The 22,681-nt window shown below is 36.7% G+C and carries 23 protein-coding genes and 1 pseudogene; 5 read left to right on the forward strand and 19 right to left on the reverse strand.

Features of this window, described 5'->3' with window-relative positions; genetic code table 11:
- Positions 1-21: 21 nt before the first annotated feature.
- Positions 22-1,578 (forward strand): PorP/SprF family type IX secretion system membrane protein, encoded by a 1,557-nt coding sequence (locus tag ABWH96_RS05140; RefSeq protein ID WP_375580424.1) that lies wholly within the window; start codon positions 22-24, stop codon positions 1,576-1,578.
- A gap of 56 nt (positions 1,579-1,634) precedes the next feature.
- Here the strand turns inward: ABWH96_RS05140 and dprA are convergent, their stop codons facing one another.
- From dprA to ABWH96_RS05165, 5 genes are all read right to left on the reverse strand, one after another.
- Entirely contained in the window at positions 1,635-2,741 is a 1,107-nt protein-coding gene (dprA, locus tag ABWH96_RS05145; protein ID WP_375580425.1) for a DNA-processing protein DprA, read from the reverse strand.
- 21 nt (positions 2,742-2,762) lie between these two features.
- Positions 2,763-3,098: a MerR family transcriptional regulator gene (locus ABWH96_RS05150; protein ID WP_375580426.1), complete on the reverse strand. Its 336-nt coding sequence runs from the start codon at positions 3,096-3,098 to the stop codon at positions 2,763-2,765.
- 103 nt (positions 3,099-3,201) lie between these two features.
- Positions 3,202-3,549: a CapA family protein gene (locus tag ABWH96_RS05155; RefSeq protein ID WP_375580427.1), complete on the reverse strand. Its 348-nt coding sequence runs from the start codon at positions 3,547-3,549 to the stop codon at positions 3,202-3,204.
- Positions 3,491-4,396, reverse strand: a complete 906-nt coding sequence (locus ABWH96_RS05160) for a CapA family protein (protein ID WP_375580428.1) — start codon at positions 4,394-4,396, stop codon at positions 3,491-3,493. The genes ABWH96_RS05155 and ABWH96_RS05160 overlap by 59 nt, the downstream gene beginning before the upstream one ends.
- A gap of 166 nt (positions 4,397-4,562) precedes the next feature.
- Entirely contained in the window at positions 4,563-5,540 is a 978-nt protein-coding gene (locus ABWH96_RS05165) for a M23 family metallopeptidase (RefSeq protein WP_375580429.1), read from the reverse strand.
- Between the two features lie 167 nt (positions 5,541-5,707).
- Between ABWH96_RS05165 and alaS the strand changes: the two are divergent.
- From alaS to ABWH96_RS05180, 3 genes and pseudogenes are all read left to right on the forward strand, one after another.
- Positions 5,708-8,337: pseudogene (gene alaS, locus ABWH96_RS05170) on the forward strand (alanine--tRNA ligase).
- 4 nt (positions 8,338-8,341) lie between these two features.
- Positions 8,342-9,805, forward strand: coding sequence for an Asp-tRNA(Asn)/Glu-tRNA(Gln) amidotransferase subunit GatB (gatB, locus tag ABWH96_RS05175; RefSeq protein ID WP_375580430.1), 1,464 nt, complete (start codon positions 8,342-8,344; stop codon positions 9,803-9,805).
- Positions 9,806-9,808: 3 nt separating this feature from the next.
- Complete coding sequence (locus ABWH96_RS05180; RefSeq protein ID WP_375580431.1) at positions 9,809-10,933, forward strand: redoxin domain-containing protein; 1,125 nt, start codon at positions 9,809-9,811, stop codon at positions 10,931-10,933.
- A 349-nt stretch (positions 10,934-11,282) separates the two neighbouring features.
- On the opposite strand, the gene ABWH96_RS05185 is transcribed toward ABWH96_RS05180, so the two are convergent.
- Positions 11,283-12,359, reverse strand: coding sequence for an ATP-binding protein (locus ABWH96_RS05185; protein ID WP_375580432.1), 1,077 nt, complete (start codon positions 12,357-12,359; stop codon positions 11,283-11,285).
- Between the two features lie 182 nt (positions 12,360-12,541).
- Between ABWH96_RS05185 and ABWH96_RS05190 the strand changes: the two genes are divergently transcribed.
- On the forward strand, positions 12,542-13,393 hold the full coding sequence (locus ABWH96_RS05190) for a helix-turn-helix domain-containing protein (RefSeq protein WP_375580433.1): 852 nt from the start codon (positions 12,542-12,544) through the stop codon (positions 13,391-13,393).
- Positions 13,394-13,536: 143 nt separating this feature from the next.
- Here the strand turns inward: ABWH96_RS05190 and ABWH96_RS05195 are convergent, their stop codons facing one another.
- The 13 genes from ABWH96_RS05195 to ABWH96_RS05255 form a co-directional block, all read right to left on the reverse strand.
- Positions 13,537-14,514 carry a DUF6892 domain-containing protein gene (locus tag ABWH96_RS05195; RefSeq protein ID WP_375580434.1) on the reverse strand — a complete coding sequence of 326 codons (978 nt, stop codon included), beginning with the start codon at positions 14,512-14,514 and terminating at the stop codon, positions 13,537-13,539.
- 50 nt (positions 14,515-14,564) lie between these two features.
- Positions 14,565-15,308 (reverse strand): hypothetical protein, encoded by a 744-nt coding sequence (locus ABWH96_RS05200; RefSeq protein WP_375580435.1) that lies wholly within the window; start codon positions 15,306-15,308, stop codon positions 14,565-14,567.
- Between the two features lie 45 nt (positions 15,309-15,353).
- Positions 15,354-15,749, reverse strand: coding sequence for a hypothetical protein (locus ABWH96_RS05205; RefSeq protein WP_375580436.1), 396 nt, complete (start codon positions 15,747-15,749; stop codon positions 15,354-15,356).
- A 62-nt stretch (positions 15,750-15,811) separates the two neighbouring features.
- Entirely contained in the window at positions 15,812-16,558 is a 747-nt protein-coding gene (locus ABWH96_RS05210) for a hypothetical protein (protein ID WP_375580437.1), read from the reverse strand.
- Complete coding sequence (locus ABWH96_RS05215; RefSeq protein WP_375580438.1) at positions 16,555-17,046, reverse strand: SMI1/KNR4 family protein; 492 nt, start codon at positions 17,044-17,046, stop codon at positions 16,555-16,557. Before ABWH96_RS05215 ends, ABWH96_RS05210 begins: the two co-directional genes overlap by 4 nt.
- On the reverse strand, positions 17,039-17,488 hold the full coding sequence (locus ABWH96_RS05220; protein WP_375580439.1) for an SMI1/KNR4 family protein: 450 nt from the start codon (positions 17,486-17,488) through the stop codon (positions 17,039-17,041). The genes ABWH96_RS05215 and ABWH96_RS05220 overlap by 8 nt, the downstream gene beginning before the upstream one ends.
- A 3-nt stretch (positions 17,489-17,491) precedes the next feature.
- On the reverse strand, positions 17,492-18,091 hold the full coding sequence (locus tag ABWH96_RS05225; RefSeq protein ID WP_375580440.1) for a hypothetical protein: 600 nt from the start codon (positions 18,089-18,091) through the stop codon (positions 17,492-17,494).
- Entirely contained in the window at positions 18,088-19,158 is a 1,071-nt protein-coding gene (locus tag ABWH96_RS05230; RefSeq protein WP_375580441.1) for a hypothetical protein, read from the reverse strand. The genes ABWH96_RS05225 and ABWH96_RS05230 overlap by 4 nt, the downstream gene beginning before the upstream one ends.
- 6 nt (positions 19,159-19,164) lie before the next feature.
- Entirely contained in the window at positions 19,165-19,557 is a 393-nt protein-coding gene (locus tag ABWH96_RS05235) for a hypothetical protein (RefSeq protein WP_375580442.1), read from the reverse strand.
- Positions 19,558-19,570: 13 nt separating this feature from the next.
- Positions 19,571-20,107 carry a T6SS immunity protein Tdi1 domain-containing protein gene (locus ABWH96_RS05240; protein WP_375580443.1) on the reverse strand — a complete coding sequence of 179 codons (537 nt, stop codon included), beginning with the start codon at positions 20,105-20,107 and terminating at the stop codon, positions 19,571-19,573.
- 153 nt (positions 20,108-20,260) lie between these two features.
- Positions 20,261-20,812: a hypothetical protein gene (locus ABWH96_RS05245; protein WP_375580444.1), complete on the reverse strand. Its 552-nt coding sequence runs from the start codon at positions 20,810-20,812 to the stop codon at positions 20,261-20,263.
- 27 nt (positions 20,813-20,839) lie between these two features.
- The gene (locus tag ABWH96_RS05250) at positions 20,840-21,256 is read right to left on the reverse strand and encodes a hypothetical protein (RefSeq protein ID WP_375580445.1); all 417 of its coding nucleotides are present in this window, start codon (positions 21,254-21,256) and stop codon (positions 20,840-20,842) included.
- 135 nt (positions 21,257-21,391) lie between these two features.
- Positions 21,392-22,636 carry an IgaA/UmoB family intracellular growth attenuator gene (locus ABWH96_RS05255; protein ID WP_375580446.1) on the reverse strand — a complete coding sequence of 415 codons (1,245 nt, stop codon included), beginning with the start codon at positions 22,634-22,636 and terminating at the stop codon, positions 21,392-21,394.
- Positions 22,637-22,681 lie beyond the last annotated feature (45 nt).

The raw sequence follows: 22,681 nt of genomic DNA on the forward strand, positions 1-22,681 counted from the left end.
ACTGAAAAACATTCAAAATAGATGAAAAACTTTATTCAATATATAGCATTAATAGCCTTAATTGTAGGATTAAGCAATGTCTCAGTGGCTCAGGAAGGTAATTTCTCCATGTATAGGTACACGCCTTTTTATGCCAATCCAGGACAGATATCGACTACAGACCAACTGAATTTTATGCTAAATAGTAGAATTCAACCGCTTAATACTGGGGAGAATTTAACAACTACTATTGTTTCGGGATATATGCCCATTCATTTTTCGAATAATCATAAATTGGTAGTGGGTGCAAATGTCAGTTCAGAACAAAATGCGAGTTTGTTAAATTCTAATGGTGGAATGTTAGCTGTGTCCTATTCAGTTCCTTTAAACGACAGGTCTGAATTGAGTTTAGGAGCGCAAGGCGGTGTATTTCAAAATAAAATTGGAGGCGATTTTATTACAGATGGGCAGATAGAAGGTGGCGTTCTAGATCCCGGAGCAGGTCAGCTTGATCCAGTTTTAAACCAACAACATGCCTACCCGACCTTAAGCAGTGGAATTTATTATAGGTTAAAAGATGCTAATTATCAGGATAAAGCATTTATCGGAGTTTCATTATTCAATATGATTGAACCTAATATTTCTTTTGTTGAGAATGGAGATGCAGCTAAACTCCCTATGAGCATAAAAACTATAGCAGGATATAAAGTGTATGATAATGCTACCCTGTCGGTATCCCCTACAGTAAGGTGGATTAACCAAGCTCAAAATAATGCATTTGATTTGGGTACTGATGTCGGCTACAGACTATCTGGAGATGCAGAAGATTTCAAAAAGTTAATTTTAAGTCTATGGTATAATTCCAATTCAATTGGTGTGATGAGTCTAGCCTATGAGCAAAAAAGAATTGCCGTTGGTGTTAGCTACGATATCCCAGTTGGAACAGGATTTAACATGGCACAAAATGGAATTTTTGAATTTGCTATTTCGTATAAATTAAAGAATAGTAAGCAAGCAGAAGAAACGCCAAGAGCAATACTAAAAGAAGAATCAGTTCAACAAGAAGAAGTTGAAAATGAAATAGAACAGCCACAAAGGAAAGAGGTTGAAGAAGTTGTAGAAATAGAAGAGGCTGAAGAACCTCAAATAGAAGAGCCGGTTAAGGAAAAACCAGAAATAAAGGAGCCAGTTAAAAAAGAACAAAAAGTTAAAGAAAAAGCAGCTGAAGTCACTGTTCAGCCACTTACTGAAAAAGAAAAAGAAACCTTAGCCAAGACGGTTCGATTCAAATTAAATTCAGATGATTTAAACGAGGATTCAAAGGCTTTTATAGACCAAGTAATTGATATTCTATCTAAGAAAGAAAACTATAATATTACTTTAATTGGTCATACTTGTAATTTAGGTGAAAGCTCATTTAACGGTGAATTGGGTATGGATAGGGCAGAGATCGTAAGAGACTATATGGTAGCCAATGGTATAAATAAGACTAGAATAAGCACCAACTCCAAAGGTGAAACAGATCCTATTGCAACAAATGAAAACAAGTTGGGTCGAGAAAAAAATAGAAGAGTGGAGTTTGAAGTTACGTATCAATAACTTAGTATAGTATTCAATATCGATTCAGTTGATAATTCTGTCAGCTGAATCGATTTTTATGCCACCAAATACCGTTTTCCCGGCAAAGATTTAATTATACCCTGCATTTCAAGGTTCAACAAAATGCCGGCAAGTTTATTAAGATTAATTTGACTTTTGATACTTAAAATATCAATTGGGAGCTCTTTATTGTTCTGCAGCAAAGTATTCATCACACTTTGCTCTTCTGCATTCAAGGAGGATAAATCCAATACCTTTTGTTTGATGGCGGCTTGGTTTTCTAATTCCCAATTCATAATATACAAAACATCATCAGCAGTTTCCACCAAATGAGCTTTATGTTGCTTGATGAGTTTGTTACAGCCTTCCGAATAAGTATCACCTATCCTGCCAGGAAATGCGCCAACTTCTCTATCGTAAGAGTTAGCTAATTCTGCAGTAATTAAGGCACCACCTTTCTTTGCTGCTTCCACTACAATCACCAAATCTGCCATGCCCGCTATAATTCTATTTCTTGCAGGAAAATTAAAGGCATCCGGTTTGGCACCAAAAGCTTGTTCTGAAATGATTCCACCAGATTTCTGCATTTCTAAAGCAGTGGTCTGATGAGCAGAAGGGTAAATAACATCCAGACCTGAACCCATTACGGCATAAGTAGGAAGTTTATGTTTTAGTGCAGCTCTATGGGCATGAATGTCGATTCCATAAGCTAATCCGCTTAAAATAATTGGTTTTAATGGACTTAGTTTTTTAATCATTTCTTCCGTGAGCTTTTTGCCATAAGGTGTAGCATTTCTTGTGCCCACAACGGCTACTGTAGGTTGCCTTCTATCAATAGGGAATTGGCCTTTTGTATAGATTAGAATGGGAGCATCGGGGATTTGCTTTAAGCGAAAAGGATAATCTTTATCTAAGTAACTGATGATTTTTACACCTTGCTTTTCTGCTTTTGCAAATTCTTGTTCGGCATAATTAGTGATTTCCCTGCTTTTAATATTATCTATGGTTTTCTGACCAATGCCAGGGATTTTTAAAAGTTTGGATTGGGGTAAATCTAAAACTGCTTGTGCTGAACCGCAATGACTAATCAGGCTTTTTATGGTGATGTTACCAATTTTGGGGATTAAATGCAGGCTTAAAAGTGCCTTTTCCTCTGCATTCATAAGGGGTTGTTTTGGTTGTTATTATATATTCTCCTTTATTTCAGTTAAAAAAGTTCTAATATTTCTTAGCGAATCCAACATTTCCATTTTGTCCCGAACCTCATTGGAATCATTTTTAAGCATATCTTTAGCACCCTGCAAAGTGAATCCTTTTTCTTTTACTAAATGATATATCAATTTTACATTTTCAATATCTTCTTTGGTAAATTGTCTGTTGCCCTTTCTGTTTTTCTTAGGTTTGATAATATCAAACTCCCCCTCCCAGAATCGAATCAAAGAAGTCGCAACATCAAATTGTTCAGCTACTTCACCTATGGTGTAGTATTTTTTCTCTATGGTTTTTTCCTTGTATGGCACAGTGTATTATATAAATTCTGTAATTTAAAATACTTAAAAATTCTCACTCAGTACTCAACGGTACTACAACTAGCATTCTTAATAAATACTTTATAAGCCCAAATTAAAATTGGTCTTGAATATAGCGAATATTCCCTTCTGGGTCAATTAAAATCTTAGATTCTGGAAAATCGGCTTCCGTTAATTCCTTTATTTTTTGTGCAGCAGCGTGATTTATATCAATCTCAGGCACTCCAGCACCTTTTTGAGCTGCAGAAATTATTTTTCCTTTTACGAAACTTCCGTCTTCTGTAATCCAAACTTTTGCAATAGGAGCAAGCCCATTTTCACCACTTAAATTGAATCTTCCATAAGTAGCGAAATTCCCTAAGCTGTATGCTATAAATCTATTTTTATAAACTTCTATTGCTCTGGCTACATGAGGCACCATGTCCAAAAATAATATCGGCACCGGCATCTATCATTTCATGAGAAAACTCATAGACATTTCCTCTATTCTCCCCATAGAAATATTCTCTTTCACGCGTAACATGTTGGTATTTCTTCCCTTCAGCTCCTCCGTGAAAAGAAACGATGATAATATCTGATAGACTATCTAAATGTTGAATTATTCCTTTTGCTGCATCTAAATCGTTAATGCTTTGAGTACCATTATTTGGAGAGAAGGCCACAAATCCATATTTGATTCTTTCATGTTCAAAAATGGTAAAAGGCTGAGCCAATTGACCGGCATGATGAATTCCCAAGCTATCTAAAACTCTCATGGTATTTTTCCTGCCTGTTTCCCCAAAATCCCCAGCATGGTTGTTGGCTAAACTCATCATATCAATTCCAGCGTCTACATAATGACTAGCTAAATGTTCTGGGCTTCGGAAAATATAGCATACCGATGGATCAGAACAACTTTTAGCTTCTCCTCCTTCATTTAAAATTACTCCTTCTTGATTTCCGAAAGTTAAGTCTGCATCTTTTAAAACATGAGCAACGGAAGAAAGCATGTATTTACCTGAATCTGGCGGCAAGTAGCCTTCATTTGGGAAATTGGTACCAATCATTATATCTCCAACCCCAATCACACTAATGGTGTCTGGTTTTTTAGGATGGATTTTTATGGTGACTTCTTCCTGAGTTGGGATAGTATCTTTAATGACAACCTGAACGGTTTCAATTTTCTGTTGAGTAGTATCAACTTGGGCTTGTGTATCAGTAGAGTTATCCTTTTGCCGTGTTTTTTGCAAAGATTTACAGCCTGAAAGGATGAAAAGCACAATAAAAAATGTGAAAATTGATTTAGTCATTATTTATGAGGCTAAAAAAAGCAGTCTCTCGACTGCCCTTCAATATTTTAAATAATTTTCAAGTTTATATGAATTCTAAAATTAAATTACACAGAGGCTATTCATTTGGCACTAATTTTCAGGTAGATTTCAAATGATTCTCTTGTAATTGCCTAATAGGCTCTATTTAACCTAGTGATTGGTTTTCTCTAGATGACAATTCTAATAATTTCTCATATTCTTCATCCGACACATCCTGATAGAAATAATGAACAGGATTTATTGGCTTACCATCTTTATGAATTTCATAGTGAAGGTGAGGTGCAGTAGATGTCCCTGTAGTTCCTACAAATCCGATACAATCTCCTCTTTTCACTTTATCTCCTCTTTTTACATTGAAGGAAGACATGTGAGCATATTTAGTAACAAAACCATAGCCATGATCTATTACTACTAATTTACCAAAGCCACCAAAAGTACTTTGAACTCTAATTACTTCCCCATCACCTGTAGAATAGATCGGAGTGCCTCTTGGAGCAGAGAAATCGCAGCCTTCATGTGGGCGAACTACTTTTAAGATTGGATGCATTCTCATTCCAAATCCTGAAGCCAACCTTTTTAATTCTTTATTAGGGATCGGCTGAATTGCTGGGATGGAAGCCATCATTTCTTCCTTATTTTCAGCCATTTCCAAAATCTCATCATAAGATTTTGTTTGAATATACATTTGTTTCTTGACCTTATCTAAATCCTGCATCATGCTAAGGATAAGATTTTCTCTCTCAAGTTCACTTTCAATGATATTTTTGTAACGCTCAGCACCACCAACTCCTGCAGCTCTAATGCTAGATGGTATTGGCTCAGCACCCATAATGTTTCGATAAACTTCATCATCCCTTTCTTGTAAGGATGATAAAACCTTCTGAACATTATTCACTTCTTTTTCCATCATTTCATAATAGAACTGAAGCTCTTTATTTTCCTTTTTGAGTTGAGCCTCCTTTGGAGAGTCAAAATATGAATTGTAAACAATGATAATGCCGACAGCTAGAATCAAGGATACAGACAAAAAGCCCAATAAATTTAAAAATATGTCCCACTTTGAAACCTTCACTCGCTCATATCTGCAAGTTTCGGTGTCGTAATAGTATTTAATTCTTGCCATTCCGTTTTAGACTAGTTAAAAACTTCTAATTTTGTACTCGGATTCTTTAATCCGCAAAAATGCACAAAGGTTCATCAAAAATCAAATTTTTTGATAAATCTCATTGATAAAGGCAAATATAAGTAATTATTTTTAAAGTAAAACATTAAATACAAATACTTTACTACATGACTTCCAGCGAGATACGTAAAAAGTTCTTGAATTACTTTCAAGAAAAACAGCACAAAATAGTGCCTTCAGCGCCTATGGTAATCAAAGATGATCCTACTTTGATGTTTACCAATGCAGGTATGAATCAATTTAAAGATTACTTTTTAGGTAATAAAAAAGCAGAAGCCACTCGAGTTACCGACACTCAGAAATGTTTGCGTGTTTCTGGTAAACACAACGATTTGGAAGAAGTAGGGCATGATACCTACCACCATACCATGTTCGAAATGCTGGGAAATTGGTCTTTCGGTGATTATTTCAAAAAAGAAGCTATTGAATGGTCTTGGGAATTGTTGACTGAGGTATTCAAATTGCCAAAAGAAAGATTATACGTAACCGTTTTTGAAGGAGATAAAGCAGATAATATCCCGTTCGATCAGGAAGCTTACGATTTCTGGAAAGGACATATTGACGAAAGCCGAATTTTAAAAGGAGATAAAAGTGACAATTTCTGGGAAATGGGTGATACAGGACCTGCGGACCTGCTTCCGAAATTCATGTGGATTTAAGAGATGAAGAAGATATCGCTAAAATCCCTGGAAAGGATTTGGTAAATAATGACCATCCTTTAGTGGTTGAAATCTGGAATTTGGTTTTTATCCAATTTAACAGAAAAGCAGATGGTAGCTTGCATCCATTGCCGGCACAACATATCGATACAGGTATGGGTTTTGAGCGTATATGCATGGCAATCCAAAATAAAAAATCTAATTACGATACGGATGTTTTCACTCCTTTATTGGATGAAGTAGCCAAAATTTCTGGTAAAAAGTATGGAGAGCTAAGCAAAATAGACATTTCCTTCCGTGTAATTGTGGATCACATCCGAGCAATTTCGCTTTCTATTTCTGATGGACAATTGCCCTCCAATAATAAAGCGGGTTATGTAATCAGAAGGATTTTAAGAAGAGCAGTTCGATATGGTTATACCTTCTTAGATTTGAAGGAGCCTTTCCTTTTCAAATTAGTCTCGATATTGGCTAAGCAGTTCGAGGAAGTATTTCCTGAACTGAAAGCTCAGCAAGAATTGGTAGAAAAAGTGATCAAAGAGGAAGAAACTGCTTTCTTGAGAACTTTAGAGAATGGATTGAAAAGACTGGACAGCATTAAAGCTGAATTATCTGAAAATCAAAATACTACCATTTCGGGTGCAGTAGCTTTTGAATTGTATGATACTTACGGCTTTCCATTAGATTTGACTGCATTGATTGCCAAGGAAAATGGATTGACTGTAGATGAAAAAGGTTTTGAGCAGGAAATGACCAAGCAAAAAGACCGCTCAAAATCAGCTGCCAAAATGGAAACAGGCGATTGGCAAATTGTGAGTGAAGGAAGTGATGTGGAATTTGTCGGTTATGATGAAGTAAAAGCGGAAGCGAAGATTTTACGTTATCGCTCAGTGAAAAATAAGAATAAAGAACAAATCCAATTGGTGTTGGACAAAACGCCATTTTATGCTGAAAGCGGTGGTCAAATTGGAGATACTGGTATTTTAAAAGTGGGTGATGAAACCATCAAGGTTTTGGATACCAAGAAGGAAAATGATCTGATAGTCCATTTTGTAGATAAAATTCCTGCAAAATTGGATGCTCCAGTTTATGCTGAAATTGATAATGACAGAAGAAGAAAGATAGTGTATAATCACTCGGCCACTCACCTTTTACATGCTGCCTTAAGAGAAGTATTAGGAGATCATGTACAACAAAAGGGTTCTTTGGTATCGGATAAATTATTGAGATTTGATTTTTCCCATTTCTCCAAAATGACAGATGAAGAAATCTTGAAAGTAGAGAGAAGGGTGAATGAGAAAATCAGGGAGAATATTCCGCAACAAGAAGAACGTAATATTCCAATTGAAAAAGCTAAATCAAAAGGTGCCATGGCGCTTTTTGGGGAGAAATATGACGATAATGTAAGAATGATTACATTCGATCCGAATTATTCTGTAGAGCTTTGTGGAGGAGTACACGTACCGGCTACCGGAAACATTGGTCAATTTAAAATCACAACTGAAACATCCGTTGCAGCAGGAATTCGAAGAATTGAGGCATTCACAGGAGAGAAAGCAGAAGAATATCATTTAAATCAAGAAGCAATTCTAAAGCAAGTAAATGCTTTATTGAAAAGTCCGAAAGATTTAGCTCAGGCGGTTGAGCAGTTGATGAAAGAGAAAAACGAGCTGCAAAAATCTTTAGAAAAGGAGCAATCAAAACAAGCAGGAGCTTTAAAGGATGAATTGATCAAAAATGCTGAAAAGCAAAATGATATTACAGTAATAATCAGCGAAATTACATTGCCAAATGCAGATGCTTTGAAGAAGTTATCATTTGAACTCAAAAATGAAGTGGATTCTTTATTTGCCGTTTTAGCTTGTAATGTGGATGGAAAACCGCAGATTTCGGTAGTAGTATCTGAAAATTTGGTCGAAAGCAAAGATTTGAATGCTGGGAAAGTTATTAGAGATTTAGCTAAAAATATCCAAGGCGGTGGTGGTGGACAAGCTTTCTTTGCCACTGCTGGAGGTAAAAAATTAGAAGGCTTGCCTGATGTAGTATCGCAAGCCAAAATTATGGCTCAGGAATTATAAAAATATGTCTTTAGACAAATCCATTAGAGATAAATATACGGTCGTAATCGGACTTGAAGTGCATGCGCAGTTGTTGACGGAAAGTAAATTATTCTGTTCTGACTCGACTGCATTTGGAGCAAGTGCTAATACGCATATTAGCCCGATTTCTTTGGGGCATCCGGGCACTTTGCCTATGCTCAATAAAAAAGCTGTGGATTATGCCATAAAAATGGGCTTAGCTTGCGAATGTAACATTACAGAAGAAAATATTTTTGCCAGAAAAAATTATTTTTATCCGGATTTGCCCAAAGGCTATCAGGTTACGCAAGATAAAGCACCGATTTGCGTAGGCGGCAAAGTGTGGATTAAAGCTAAAGGGGAGACAGAAGAAAAAGCGATTGCCTTAAATCGAATCCATATGGAGGAAGATGCAGGTAAATCTATTCATACTGAAGACGCTACTGATACTTTGGTGGATTATAATAGAGCTGGAGTTCCTTTAATTGAGATTGTGACAGAGCCGGATTTACGCAGTGCCGATGAAGCTTATGCTTTTTTAACGGAAGTTAGGAAGTTAGTGAGGTATCTGGAAATCTGTGACGGCAATATGGAAGAGGGGTCTCTAAGATGCGATGCCAATGTTTCTGTGATGCTTGCAGACGCTAAAAAGTACGGTAGCAAAGTGGAGGTTAAAAATATGAACTCCATCAGAAATGTTCATCGAGCTATTGAGCATGAGGCAGAGCGATTGATCCAATTGGTAGAAAATGGCGAGAAAATAATTTCTGAAACTCGCGATTTTGATGCAGCTACTGGGACTACTTCCAGTTTGAGGACAAAAGAAGAGTTAAATGATTATCGTTATTTCCCGGAACCGGATTTGTCGCCTTTGATTGTAGATGAAGCATGGATTGAAGAAGTGAAAGCACAATTACCTGCTTTACCAAGAGAATTAGCCCGAAAATTCACTCAAGAATATGGATTGCCTGAATATGATGCGCAGGTTTTAACTGACAATAGGGATATTGCCTTATATTTTGATTTTCTTTGCAAAGAAACGAAGAACTATAAATCAGCTTCTAATTGGATGATGGGAACGGTAAAGTCATATTTGAATGATAAAAATTTAGATATCACTAGATTTCCAATATCCCCTGAGAAACTAGCTGGATTGATTCAATTGGTGGATGATGGTAAGGTGAGCAATACCGTTGCCAATCAGCAAATATTTATTGAAATGCTGAAAAGTAAAGATTCTGATGCAGAAACTATTGCAATTGAAGCGAACCTATTACAAGAAAGTTCGTCAGACAGTATTCAGCCAATAATAGATGAGGTTTTAAGGGATATGGCTGAAAAAGTAAAAGAATATAAATCCGGAAGAAAAGGATTGATAGGATTATTCGTTGGGGAAGTGATGAAACGCAGCAAAGGAAAAGCTGATCCCAAAAAAACAAATGAATTATTACAACAAACTTTAAAATAGAATATGAAGAATATTTTGAGAAATAGCGCTTTAGCCATTTTAGCTACTTTATTTATGGTAGCATGTGGAAGTGATAAGGATGAAAAAGCCGGTACCATTATCAGTGGTACAGTTGAAAATCCACAAGATCAAGGTGTAATTACTTTGGCTAAAATTAGTGGAGGAAAGAGAGAAGTTGTGGATACACTTTATTTAGATTCTAAAAATACATTTGAATCTACAGTTGAAACTAAAGGGCCAGAGTTTTTTCAACTCAATTTTTTCAATAGTCAAGTAGCTACTTTAATTGTAGATGATGAAGATTTAGAAATTGTAGCAGATGGAGGAGATAGAAATGGGAAACTAGAAATTACTGGTTCCAAGGATATGGAATTTATGACGGAGCTGCAGGAAATCATGAAAACACAAAATGAAGAAGTGCAGGAGATCAATAAAGAATTCATGGCTGCCCGTAAAGCTCAGGATGAGGAGAAAATGAAAAATATTCAAGATGATTTTCTTTTGATGCAAGAGAAGAAAAAGGAGCAAATTAAAAAGCAGGTAGAAGAAATGATTCCTTCTTTGGCAGCGATTCAAGCAATGAATTTTTTCAATCCTAATGAGGATTTTCAATTTATGAAGTCTGTGGCTGATAGAGTTGCTGAAGCTCACCCTAATTCGGATATGGCTACTTTTTACAAAAAGCAAATGGATGATATGGCAAAGATTTCGGTTGGAGCACAAGCACCTGATTTCACTATGCCTACTCCTGATGGAGAAGAAGTAAGCCTTAAAGATTTTAGAGGAGATTATGTGTTGGTAGATTTTTGGGCAGCCTGGTGTAAGCCTTGTCGCCAAGAAAATCCTAATATTGTAGCTGCATACAATAAATATAAAGATGAAGGCTTTCAGATTTTAGGAGTTTCATTGGACAAGAAAAGAGAAGATTGGATTAAAGCAATTGAAGATGATAATCTAGAATGGACGCAAGTTTCTGAATTGAAATTTTGGCAAACTCCCATCGTTCAGGAATATAAAATCAATGGTATTCCATTTTCATTACTACTTGATCCGGAAGGAAAAATTGTGGCTAAAAACTTAAGAGGTGAAAGGCTTCATGAGAAATTAGCCGAGATTTACGGAGGTTAATTCAAAAAAAAAGTAAAATCTTAGAGAAGGCCCTGATTCAGCAATGAGTTAGGGCTTTTTTTGTAACTAATATAATCTTAATTCATTGTAAAAGAATTTAAGTTTCTAACTGTGTTCTGTGCGTCATCCCTGCGAAGGCAGGGATCTTGTCTTATTGAAACGAAGTTTCAATAAATTATCCTTTGCCAATTCATTAATCAGATATACATTCTGCACTTCAATAAGCAATCCAAATATTTTAACCAAAGGTTAAAATCAATAGATTCCTGCCTTCGCAGGAATGACGCTCGGATTAAATTTGGTAGTTATATTTTAGGTAGAAAAACGATAGGAAGATATCAAAAACCCCTCACCTCAATACCTTGTTAAAACTAATAGTAAATTTAGTCCCTTTATCCACTTCACTTTCAACTTTAATGTCTCCACCCAAACTGGTAACATGAGTGTGAACCAAATATAATCCAATCCCTTTGCTGTCTTCATTATGATGGAAAGTTTGATGTAAACCGAAAATCCTGTCTTTTACTTTTTCTATGTCAAATCCAATACCATTGTCTTCATAGGACAATACGATTTTAGATGTTAGATCTTGAGTTTTAATCTTTATTTCAGGAGTTTTTTCAGGTGCAGTATATTTGATGCTGTTAGTGATGAGATTTAGAAATATACTTTCTAAATAATCTCTGTTAAATTCAACTTCCGAGCAATCCTTAAAATCAATTATAAAATTAGCACCAGATTTACTCACTAAATTATTGATAGATTCTAATACGGAGTTGAGACTTTTTTGAAATGATATTTCCTCTACTTGAATCTCAAAACTGTTAGTTTCAATAAGTGAATTAATGTAAAATTTCATTTTGTCTTTCAACTGCTCCACTCCTTTTTTTATTAAGCTGATCAGTTTTTTGTTTTTTTCATCCGCAATTTTGTCCATATCAATCATCTCTATGATTGAATTCAGATTATTTACAGGAGCGCGTAAATCATGGGAAGTTTTATAATTAATTTGCTCAAAATTTTTATTGCTTTTGGAAAGTTCTGCCAACTGCATATTTCTTTCTGCTTCAAGTCTTTTCTTGTGTGAAATGTCTTTTGCAATGGCAAAAATCACTTTGTCTTCCTCAGAAGGGATCGATGTCCAGGCTAACCAGACAATTTTGCCTTTTTTGGTAATATATCGGTTTTCAAAATAATGGAGATCGTGGGCTTTGGTCAGGTTTCTCCTTGCTGAGGCAGTTGTATTTTGGTCATCAGGATGTACGAAATCGTTGATGGGTTTTGAATACAATTCTTCAAATGAATAACCTAGCGTCTTAGAAACGGCAGAATTTACTTTTTTGAAATAGCCATCGTAACTGGCAATGCAAACTAAATCAGTGGTGAGTTCAAAAAATCTTTCAAAATTAAAAGTAGTAGTACTCATTAAAAATATTCCATTGAAAATATGATTCTTTAAAGATACTGTTTTTTAAATTAGGGTAGAGAATTATTTTAACTGAATAGAAGAAATTGTGTAAATTGACCTTAAAAGCCGATTGTCGGGTTAAAGTCGGCTTTAATCCATTTTAATTCGTTTTATTTTAAGTTAATAAAAAGCTACTTGCCATGGTCAACAAAACAATGTATAACATGAAACAACCTGAATTAGGCCATAAAATCCAAAATTGGAGAAAGGCACAAGGACTTACGCAAGAAGAGCTTGTAGAAAAATGTAATTTAAATGTTCGTACCCTTCAAAGAATTGAAGCGGGCGAGGTACTTCCAAGAAGTTATACAGTAAAATCAATTTTGGAAGTGCTAAAGGTGGACTTTTCTGAACTGAATTTAAAAGAAGATCAGAAAAATCAATTGTCTGTTTTATTGGAAAATAGAAAATCATTTTTGAAATGGGGAGCAATTGTAGGAATAGTGTATCTATGCCTGTCTTTTGTCGAAGGCTTTATGGAGATTGGATTCTACGATGAAAATTTAAGTGGTATTTCTGGCTTAAATTATAGCCTTGTGAAAATTGGAGTGATGCTGACTTTTGTCGTATTTTACTATCCGATCTATTTAATGGGGAAGGCTTTAAGTGATGATTTTTTGAAAGTCAGTTCGCTATTTTTGATAACCCTTATTCTTATTAGTAATATTAATGATATAGCTGTTTTTTATACAAACTATCTATCTGTAGAAGTTTTATTGATTTTGAGAAGTGTGATGTTTGGGATAGGGTACATTTTGATCGGGACAGCTTTTGCTTTGAGGCAAAAATCCTTAGGAACACTTACACTAGTGACTGGGATTTTTGGAGTTGTTACTGGTTTAGGATTTGTAAGTATTCTATTGGCAGTCCCTGCATTGTTTACATTAACGGTATTTGAAATTCTTATGCTCGTGATGATTTTTAAGGTGATGAATGCTGATGGGCTTTCTGAAGGAAATAAGAAGAAGGATTTCTCTACTGCACTGTCGTAGTTTGCTTTCATTCAGGTAATTACTGAGAAAAATCAAGGGATTCCCGTTTAATAACAGAATCCCTTGCTACATTTATGCTCTTCTTTCCTTTATTGAAGGGGACACTTCTTCTAAATATTTTAGGATGAAACAATTATGTGCTGTTACGTTAATGCAGCTTTAATGCCCAGTATTTGAAATTCTTTGAACACACTTTTCTTAGCGTAACAAAGGGAGACCTTTTTTAAGTTAGGAAAGTGTTTTGCATCTTCGGCAGATTCAATATCAAACTCATCTCCTTCTCCATCATGGAAGCGCAACATGCTAAAATATATGTCATCTGACCCATCTTGACTAAGGTTGGTTACATACTTGGCCAGCGATTTGGGTATGGGCAATTCTTGGAAGTATCGGGTTACTTCTGGTATAAAGTCGTAGCCTTCTTTCTCTATATCTATTCTCCGCTCTTGATACCAATCGACAAATTCATACAGATCAAATTTGGGTTTTAATACTTCTTGAAAATACATGAGTTCTTGTATTACAGACAATTTGAAATTGAAATCCTTAAACTCAATGAGCTCTTCCTTGATTTCAGGTATTTGGTATTTGTCATTGGGTACAGTACACACTCTATCATCAACTGAATCCTGTGAAATATGATCTGATTCTGCTTTGGGCTTGCTTGTCATATTTGTGCCTACAGTCTCTGTACCAGTTTTCAACCACTTAACCAGTTTGGACTCGGTGCTTAGATGCTGTTCCATACTTTCGAATAGGCTAACATTGGCGTGTTTGATGAATTTGATACCTAAAGATTGTTCTATTTTCCGGATTAACTGCGGAAAATCTTCAGGGCTTTCTACTGGTGGCCACGGTATGAGTCGTCTATACTTTAGCTGTTGCGATTCTACCTGAAGATTGTTATTGGGTCTCCATTGTACACAGTATAAGCCATCGTGTCTGTCTAACTGCACCAACCAGCTATCATCAGCAGACACACGTAAAGTCAAACAGACATCCTCAGCTTTTAGCTTGTTTCTGCTATACAGCCAGTTATCTATTTCGCAGGTAGATACGGTAAATACGATTGATTGATAAGACGGTAATGTAATGTCTTTAGTAGCTAAAAAGTTGTTCATAGTAAGAGATTTATTTGGCTTTAAAAATAGAGTTTGGAACTGTTTCGGAGTTAGAACTTCTTAGAAAAGCTTTGGTGGGTGACCCTACCTTTTAAAAAAGTCCCCATATAAAAGTTATCATTTTGATTCAATTTCTCAGCAAATTCTTCGCTTGGGGTGACCTTAAGCCCTAATTGGAGAAATGAAGGAAGATGGCTCCAAGATTTTTTTCTAATCAGTCTTAAAGCTAGCTTATTTTCAGTTTTATTGTAGCCTAATATGGCATAGCTAAATAGCGTAAAGTGCGTGTATGGGGATGCTAATTGATCATTTAGCAAAGTCAGGACGTCTTCGAATGTTTTGGCTTGCTGCAATTGCAGGCTATCCACACCACTTGAGTTCGTCACATAAGAGTCATTTTTAATGGCGTTCAGTAGGGAGGCTTCCTCCGCTATATTGAGAATACTGTAAGGTTCTTGGGTGGCTACATTGATGACGTTAATGTCAATAGAAATCCCAGTGGTACCACCCCAATAATCATCTTGCATACGTTCGTAAGAAAGAATAGTACCTACCAACGATAAAGGGGCGTACATGATATTCACATAAGGACTTACCTTTACATCGAGCAGTTCTTGTACAGTATCTTCTTCTCTCTTTAAGATTTTCTGCTCTTCTTCATGTGCATTGTAGATAGAAGTGCCATTATAGGTAGCGGTCTTCAAAGTCAGTTGTAAACCATCGGATTGGTAGAGTAGGCTGTCGTAGTTCTGCTCCTGCCCATACGATAGCAGCGGGAATAGGTTGAGCATCATTATTAAGAGGATACAGTGTTTTAGGTTCATATCGTTAAACTATGTTTAGTAGATTACAAGTGATAATTTCCAATCATCCGCTGCTTTGTCATGGAGCTTTTGATACAGGGTGTTGACTTGTTTTGAATCGTAAACAAAACTGGCGAAAAGTTGGATAGAAGTTGAATGGCAACTGTCGTTCGTAGAGATAGTCAATTCTTTGTTGTCAATTGTAAAGTCTTTTAGGTTGCTCTCTTGTGCTGTTCTTTTTAGTGTCTTTATACAGTTTTCGAACAGATTGCCTGGACTAGCTCCTTTATCTAGACAGGAGTTGTAACTAATTGACAACATTGCAGAAGTACTGTTTTGCTCATACTTGAGGCTGTTTTGGTCTTGATTTACGGTCGTATTGCAACCAAGCAATACGACTAAGGTAGCTAGGGGAAGTATTGTTTTCATCATTCGTTATTTTCATCAAAGATATTGCGTTATGCACTTAATTTTTTCCCTGAATGCAGTGATTTTCATTCAACCTGTACAAGCAAAAGGTAGGAGCGGTCGTATTCCTGTAAATAGTAACTAGTGTTCAATATTTTTAGCGAGCTTTCAAGCTGTATCTCAGTTGGGGTTTTGGTTTTCCACTTGCCGGTGATGGGAATTGAATCTGTCGTCATAATCACATCGAAGTGCTCGCTAGTGAATGTGAGGGTGTAGAACTGATTAGTAGAAGGTTCGGGTTCATGGTAACTGCTTTTTGTAAATGGTATATATTCAAATCTTTCACAGGCTCTTGTTTTGCAGTATTTTGCAAAGTTTTCCCGTACCATAAATATAGAATCATTCGTGATGCTATTTCTTACTTTCCATGTTCCTTGCAGTAGTCGTTTTGTTTCTGACTGTAAAGGCTTTTCCTTCACTATATATATGGTATCCAATTCTCTTGAAGCACCTTTTTTAATACCACCACCGTATTGATGGAAATATGCGATAGTTTTTGCTTTATATCCCGTCTTAATAATGTCCTCGGTGTACATAACGGGTGGCGCCTCATGAATAAGGAATTCAGTTAGTAAGAATTGGTTGTACCGTAGCTCTGGAAGAAAGAAGTGCCCCGCACTATCTGTTTTGGTTTCTCCTACTGTGCAGTGAGCTATGGGTTTTTTGTTGATGTCAACAATGACCCCTGATAACGAATGCCTTTCCAACCTAGAGATGCAGCTGCTAAGACTCCATGATAATAGACTATAGAAAAGCAAGTGTTTGATTTTCATTCGTTTAAATCTTCAATAGCATTTTCAATTTCAGAATAGAAGAACTCAGCAAAGCTATTGGCGAGTACCTTCTTTTCGCCTGTGATTTTGTATCCAAGTGCTACCTCTACTATTTTTCCTTCCCCATATTGATCTGCTTCAGACATATCAATAGCGAATATGGGACCATAGCCAGATGATTTTATGGCAATCATACGTTCTGATAGTTGCCCCAGGGCTCTATTGTTTTTGGTCACAAACAAAACACTGGGAGCGCTAGTTGCCTGCATTCCTTTTTGGGTAGTACCGTAGAAGGTTTCTCCAAAAAAAGATAGATTCCCATACTTGATGAGAAAATGGATATAAGAGAGAGGGAATCGTGTGTCTAATTCCTTTTCAATTTCTGCAATCAGTGTGTGTTCTGCTGGGTTTCCTGTATGAATTTTCTCATCTGTCTGAAGTGCCATTCGATACGCTTTGTCAATGAGGTTTTCTTGCAATTTATTCATCAATAATTAAACTATTTTTGAAGTTGGTGAAGGAATTGGACAGAAAATACATATTCGGAGAAATTTCAGTTTCATCTTCTATATGTATTTCCTCTTCATGATCCCAAAAGTAGATATGCCCAATACTTGCGGTGTTCGACACATCAAGGCAATATTGATTGCCACCAGGGTCACCACCAATTGCAATGCATCGTTTAGGTATTCTTCCATCAAATATTCCTAAGTTATACGCTAGGTCATCTTGATCATCTATGGTGAGCAGTCCATAGAACTCATTAAGTATGAGATAGCCCAATTCTTTATTTTTAGTAAAAAGACAAGCTTCAGGGCTTCCTCCATTATGCGTTAGCAAATAGTCGATATAATCTTCTGGTAGTTGAAGGCCGTACTTTTTTTCAAAAGTTTTGATATCAGATGTGGTGGGTTTTTTGTCTGGTTGCATTTTTCATTTGTTTACATGTTTCAATAAATACATAAAGCTAGATTTCAGTCGTTTTCCCTCTTCATCCAAATAGTATTGGGCAAAGGGAGCACCACAGTCTAAGTCGCTTATTTGACGAATTAGTATGCCGTTTTCAAAAAAGCTGCGATCTTTTATCAGCTCGGAGTCTTTGCTCTCTGGCTTGCTACTATCATCCCCACCTATTGGTCGGTTGTATTCGTGTCGTTTTTCTAGTACAAATGAAATTTTTCCCTCTAGGGTATAAAATTCCTGAATGACTTTGCCCAGCTCACCGTAGTGCGTAGCGACTATTTTCAAAAGTTTTCCATTGAGGTAGTAGTAGGTGGCAGTTCCTCCTTCAGTTGATTGCTTGATTGCTTTTGTTACTGTAGCTGACCATGCTGTAATGGTATCGATTTGATTATAATTCTGACGGATGGGGGCTAACTTTGCTCCCAGATACTCATCGTAAACAGTGTCGCTTTCTTGCAGCAGATGGGTATCGATCTTGGGGGTAGATGCTGTCGGTTTTTTTTGAGCCGTGGCAACATTTTGGCTACCGACAAAAAGAAGTGGGATGGAAAGTATGAAGAGCTGTTTCATAGTGAATTAGGTAAAGGTTCTGTGTCTGGATGCTTAATTTCTTGCCAATGCTTGCCGTTGTATTTGAATATAGCACGATCACAAACCACCCAAATCGTTTTGTTGACTACTTCTACTTTCATAATAGGTAATGTACCTCCTCCTTTATCGAGCTTGGTGTGGGTAATGAGTCGTTTGATTATGCCATCCGTATAAATAAACAGCCCTTCCCAAGCGCCAAGAATTAGGTCGTCACCATATCGGCAGATTGGCCCAAAACATTGGTCATTATCATTGCCTGCCATGTCTCGAAATCCATTTTGTTTATTGCCATACAGCAGTACACCACCTGATCCTGTAATCCATACATTGCCATTATCTGCCTCCAAGATACCTAAGTAATCTTCTTGATAGGGCATTTCTATACGCTCCCATTGCAAATCTGAATCTGCTACGGCTACGAAGCCCTCATGACCCACCGCCCAGTACGAGCCGGTGACAGTCTTGGTAAGGTTACATATTTCGACCCTATTTATGAGGCTATCTGCCATTTCGTTAATGCTATCTATACGATTATCAGTATCATAATCAGGCATTTCGAATGGCTGGTATATATTTTCACTGATCAGTTTCCATTGATTACTCTTCTCTCTTCTGAAAATGGCTGCGTCTGAACCAACTGCATATAGATTGCCGTCAAGAAACTTTAGTGCATTGATGGTAATGTCTCTTAGGCTTTGAGGTTTATGAATAGTCTCAAAATAGTGTTCCGTACTATTGAAGAACTCCACCTCATTTGCATCAGCAACGAGGGCGCATCCCACCCTTGGTTTATTGTGCATAGGGGGCATAAAGCAAAGGTCAATGACCTGACCTTCTACATCATGATAAAACCATTCTCCTTCCATATCAGGATTATAGACATACACACGAGTGGCCTGTGTGATGGGGTCAATGGGGTCGTTATAGAAAGCTCCAGCTACGTAAAGCATGTCTTCCGAAATGGCTGTAGCGGAAACGAAACCTACATAGTATTGGTCTTCTGTCATTAGCTCTTGATTTTTACTCTTCTCGTTTGAATGACTCATACTAGTTTATTGTTTTTCGTAAAGAACAAATGAAAACTCCCAATCATCTGCTTTTTCATTATTGAGTTCTTGGTAAAGAATGTTGAATTTTTTCGAATTGTAAATAAAACTTACGGACAATTGAATAGAAGTCGAATAGCAGCTGTCTTGCTTGTAAATAGTCAGTGCTTTGTTTTCAACTTTAAAGTCTTTTAAATCAGTTTCTTGAGCGGTTCTTTTTAGTGAATTTATGTGGTTCTCAAACAGATCGCCTGGATTAGCATTTTTTTCTAAGCAGTAGTAGTAGTTGAGGGATAACATAGCAGAACTGACAGTGCCTTTAGATTGTTCACTACTTTGCGCCTGAATAGGAGCATGAAAGCAAACGATTAAAACGAATAATGGAAATATCATCTTCATAATTGCATTTGTTTTACATTGTCAGTTGAAACACAATGTCTAGATAGACTTGAGCATTTCCTTTCTTTAGATATTCAAGCTTCATTTCGCCACCTAATGTCAAAATAGGCGTGACAGTAAACACTTCGTTCTTGGCTAAATGACCATGTTGAGCAATTGCCTTGTTGAGCAAAGTTTCTCTTAACCATTCTTCTCGGTTCTCTTTATCGGTAAGAAAATCTTCGAAAAATGATTCCAGGCTCCACTCCACTACTTCTACTTGCCTATACTGAATATCTATCATACAGACATCTTCGTCTTCTTCTGTGAGCTTTCGATAGTAAAACAATTCGCCAAAGCTACTAATAGCAAAAGGGACATAGTTTTCTACTTCTCGCCCTAACCAAGTCCATAAAGTAGGCTCAAAATCTTTTGGATTTATTAATTCTATTAAGCCATTGCTGTATCTGCCTAAGCCCTTTGATTTCCATAGGTCAATCAAATATGGCGGGACTTTAGCCTCGTATGCTTTGATGATATCGTCTGAAATAGCTACGGTATTTTCTCTCATTTTAGACGCTTCACTTATTTTCTTCTTGGCACTAGCAGTCTGTGTCTCCGTGTTTTTTTTAAATATTTTATTAAACAGGTTCATTATGTGATTGAAGAGTAGATGAATATTTAGTGTGTTTTTTTGTATAGCTATGGACTGCTTTTGAAATCATCAATTGTTATCGTTTGCTTCTATTTGCTTGGTTATCCATTCGTTAAATGAACTGTCATCAACATCCATTATTTCATTTCCTTTGGCAGGTACACTGACCTTGAATTCAGTCTCCACCCATTCCATGAACTCAGGGTTAATTGATTCGCAGTCATCGTCATCATTCCATTCTTCAGCAGTCACACTCATATCTGCCGAGCCGATTTCTTCATACCCAATTGCCAACAGTCGCAAAAAGTCGATGAAATTATCTGCAAGTATGTATAGCTCTCCACCTTCTGAGCCGAGATGAACCACTTTTTGGTTTCCATCATCGTCAATCCAAAGTGCATAGAGTGACCCGTCAGGACCAGCACCAAAAACTCCAAACCTATTCGAAACCTTATCAGTGTCCATCCAGTATTTTATGGTTTCGCCATCGTCCTCTCTTAATTCAAAAAGACCGCTGATGGGGTAGTCGTTTTCATCTACCCAGTCGCATAATTTTTGCAACTCATTAGGGATAGTAATGGTGTTCGGGATTCCTTGTTTGATTTCTTGAAATATGCTCATATTCAGTTTGTTGTTGTTTTATTAAATTTATTTTGGAGAATAACGGAGAAGGAAACTCGTGTAATTTGTGTCTTCTTTTAAGAATGCTCGCCCTTCTGAAGCATCCCAGGCTATTTTAAAATAACTGTATGCTTCTGCTTGATTGTGTTCAGTATCAAGAAAGTATTTGCCTAGCAGGAAATTTATTCTGGAGTCGGTATCTCCGTGCAGGGCTGTTTTTGCTCGTTGAAGGCTGCGAATACCTTCTTCGATTTGCCCCAGTTTTTCATAGCTGGCATAAATCTGTATCAAAATAACTTTAGCTAATGGGTCTTTTAGCTTTTCGTCTGGGATTGAATTCCACGAGCTGATATAAGACTTTAAAGCTTCTTTATAGGTACCGTTGCTTGCGAAACGATCGCCTTCCTGACAAAGAGTGATGGTTTTACTCAGTTTTACAGCCATTTTTCTTGTTGAGACTTGATTCTGTGTAAAAGTAGTGACAGATGTTGAGCTGTCTTTCCCTGAAAACAGTGATTTTCACTCAATCTTGACAAGCAAGAGCTAGGAGTGAGCGTGTCTTGTAAAGAGTAGCTGCTCCTATTCTTTTTGATGGGCAGTAAAAATATTTATATAATGTTGCTGAATGTCTGATTTACGCTGTTTGTTAAAATTATAGCTTTTGTAAGCCAATGGCGCATGAATAATTAGTAAGATTAAGTTTAAGGCCATAAATATTGCGGGTGCATAGAGTTTCAATTGTCTAAAAATAGAATGCTCTGCATCATGTCTTATATCGTTAGTTAACTCTGGTGCCATAAATAAGCCTACAATAAGTGCTACGGAAGCAATTACCGTCATGATAACATGGCGATACCAAGGTTGAGAAGGAATCTTTTTTTCTTCTTCTTCTAATGATAAATAAGGACCAAAGCGCATTAACCAACCTTCGGTAGTAACATCAACTTCAACAGGCGTATCGTCTTTATCATCATTTCCCACCATGAAAGGGAGCCAATACCTCTTTTCAAAGTTTAGCTCTGTAGTACCCATAAAGGCTTTTACACTTTGTACATTTTCAGAGGCATCTAATACTGCTGAATATTCAGGTACACCTTTAAGGGTGCGCACATCCTGTGGTTTGGAGTATTTTGGTTTGCGCCAAAGAAAGTAAAGTGCTAGTAAAAATAGGATTCCACCAGGGATTGCTCCGTAGGGGCTATAAACGTCCCAAAGTGCTGTTAATGCCATAAGAAAAATCGCGGGAATCATTAGGAAAGCACCTATTGTACCTTTCCATTGTTTCTCAACCGATTGTACTTCCAGAGCGGTTTGTTTTCTACTGTTTATTAGTGTGACTTTACCATCTGCCATCGTGCCTACCTCTCCTTTTTCTAGTTGTTTTTCTGAGCCGATAGTATTTAATAAGGAAAACGAATTGTTTAGGGTTAGCACTACGGGTATTTTATCTGTTTTTATCACCTCTGCTACATTTTCGTGCTGAACGAAATCTAACCCTCGATCGTCTAAAACTACCTCAAGACCACCGATAAGGTTGTGCCACACCTCATTATGGCGAACCTCAATCCCATGGCGATTAAATGTTCCTTTTAACAGATATACCTTATTATCTATGCGTTTGTGCGTCTTTTTAAATCCTTTTTGTTCTTGTATTGCGTCAAGCAATTTGCATTCCTTGTCGGTAAGTTCTCTGTGGTAGGCTAAAGTGTTAATAGCTTGTTTTGCTACTTTTTTATCTTTATTTCTTCTCTTGGTATAGGTAATAGCGTTGTATAGAGAATAAAGTAACACAGCGAAAACCAGTATAATGTAAAGTGTATTCATTGGATTGTGGGCTTTAAAAAGTTTATAATTATTGTATTAACCTGA

Source organism: Marivirga tractuosa, assembly GCF_042140215.1.
Taxonomy (GTDB): domain Bacteria; phylum Bacteroidota; class Bacteroidia; order Cytophagales; family Cyclobacteriaceae; genus Marivirga; species Marivirga tractuosa_A.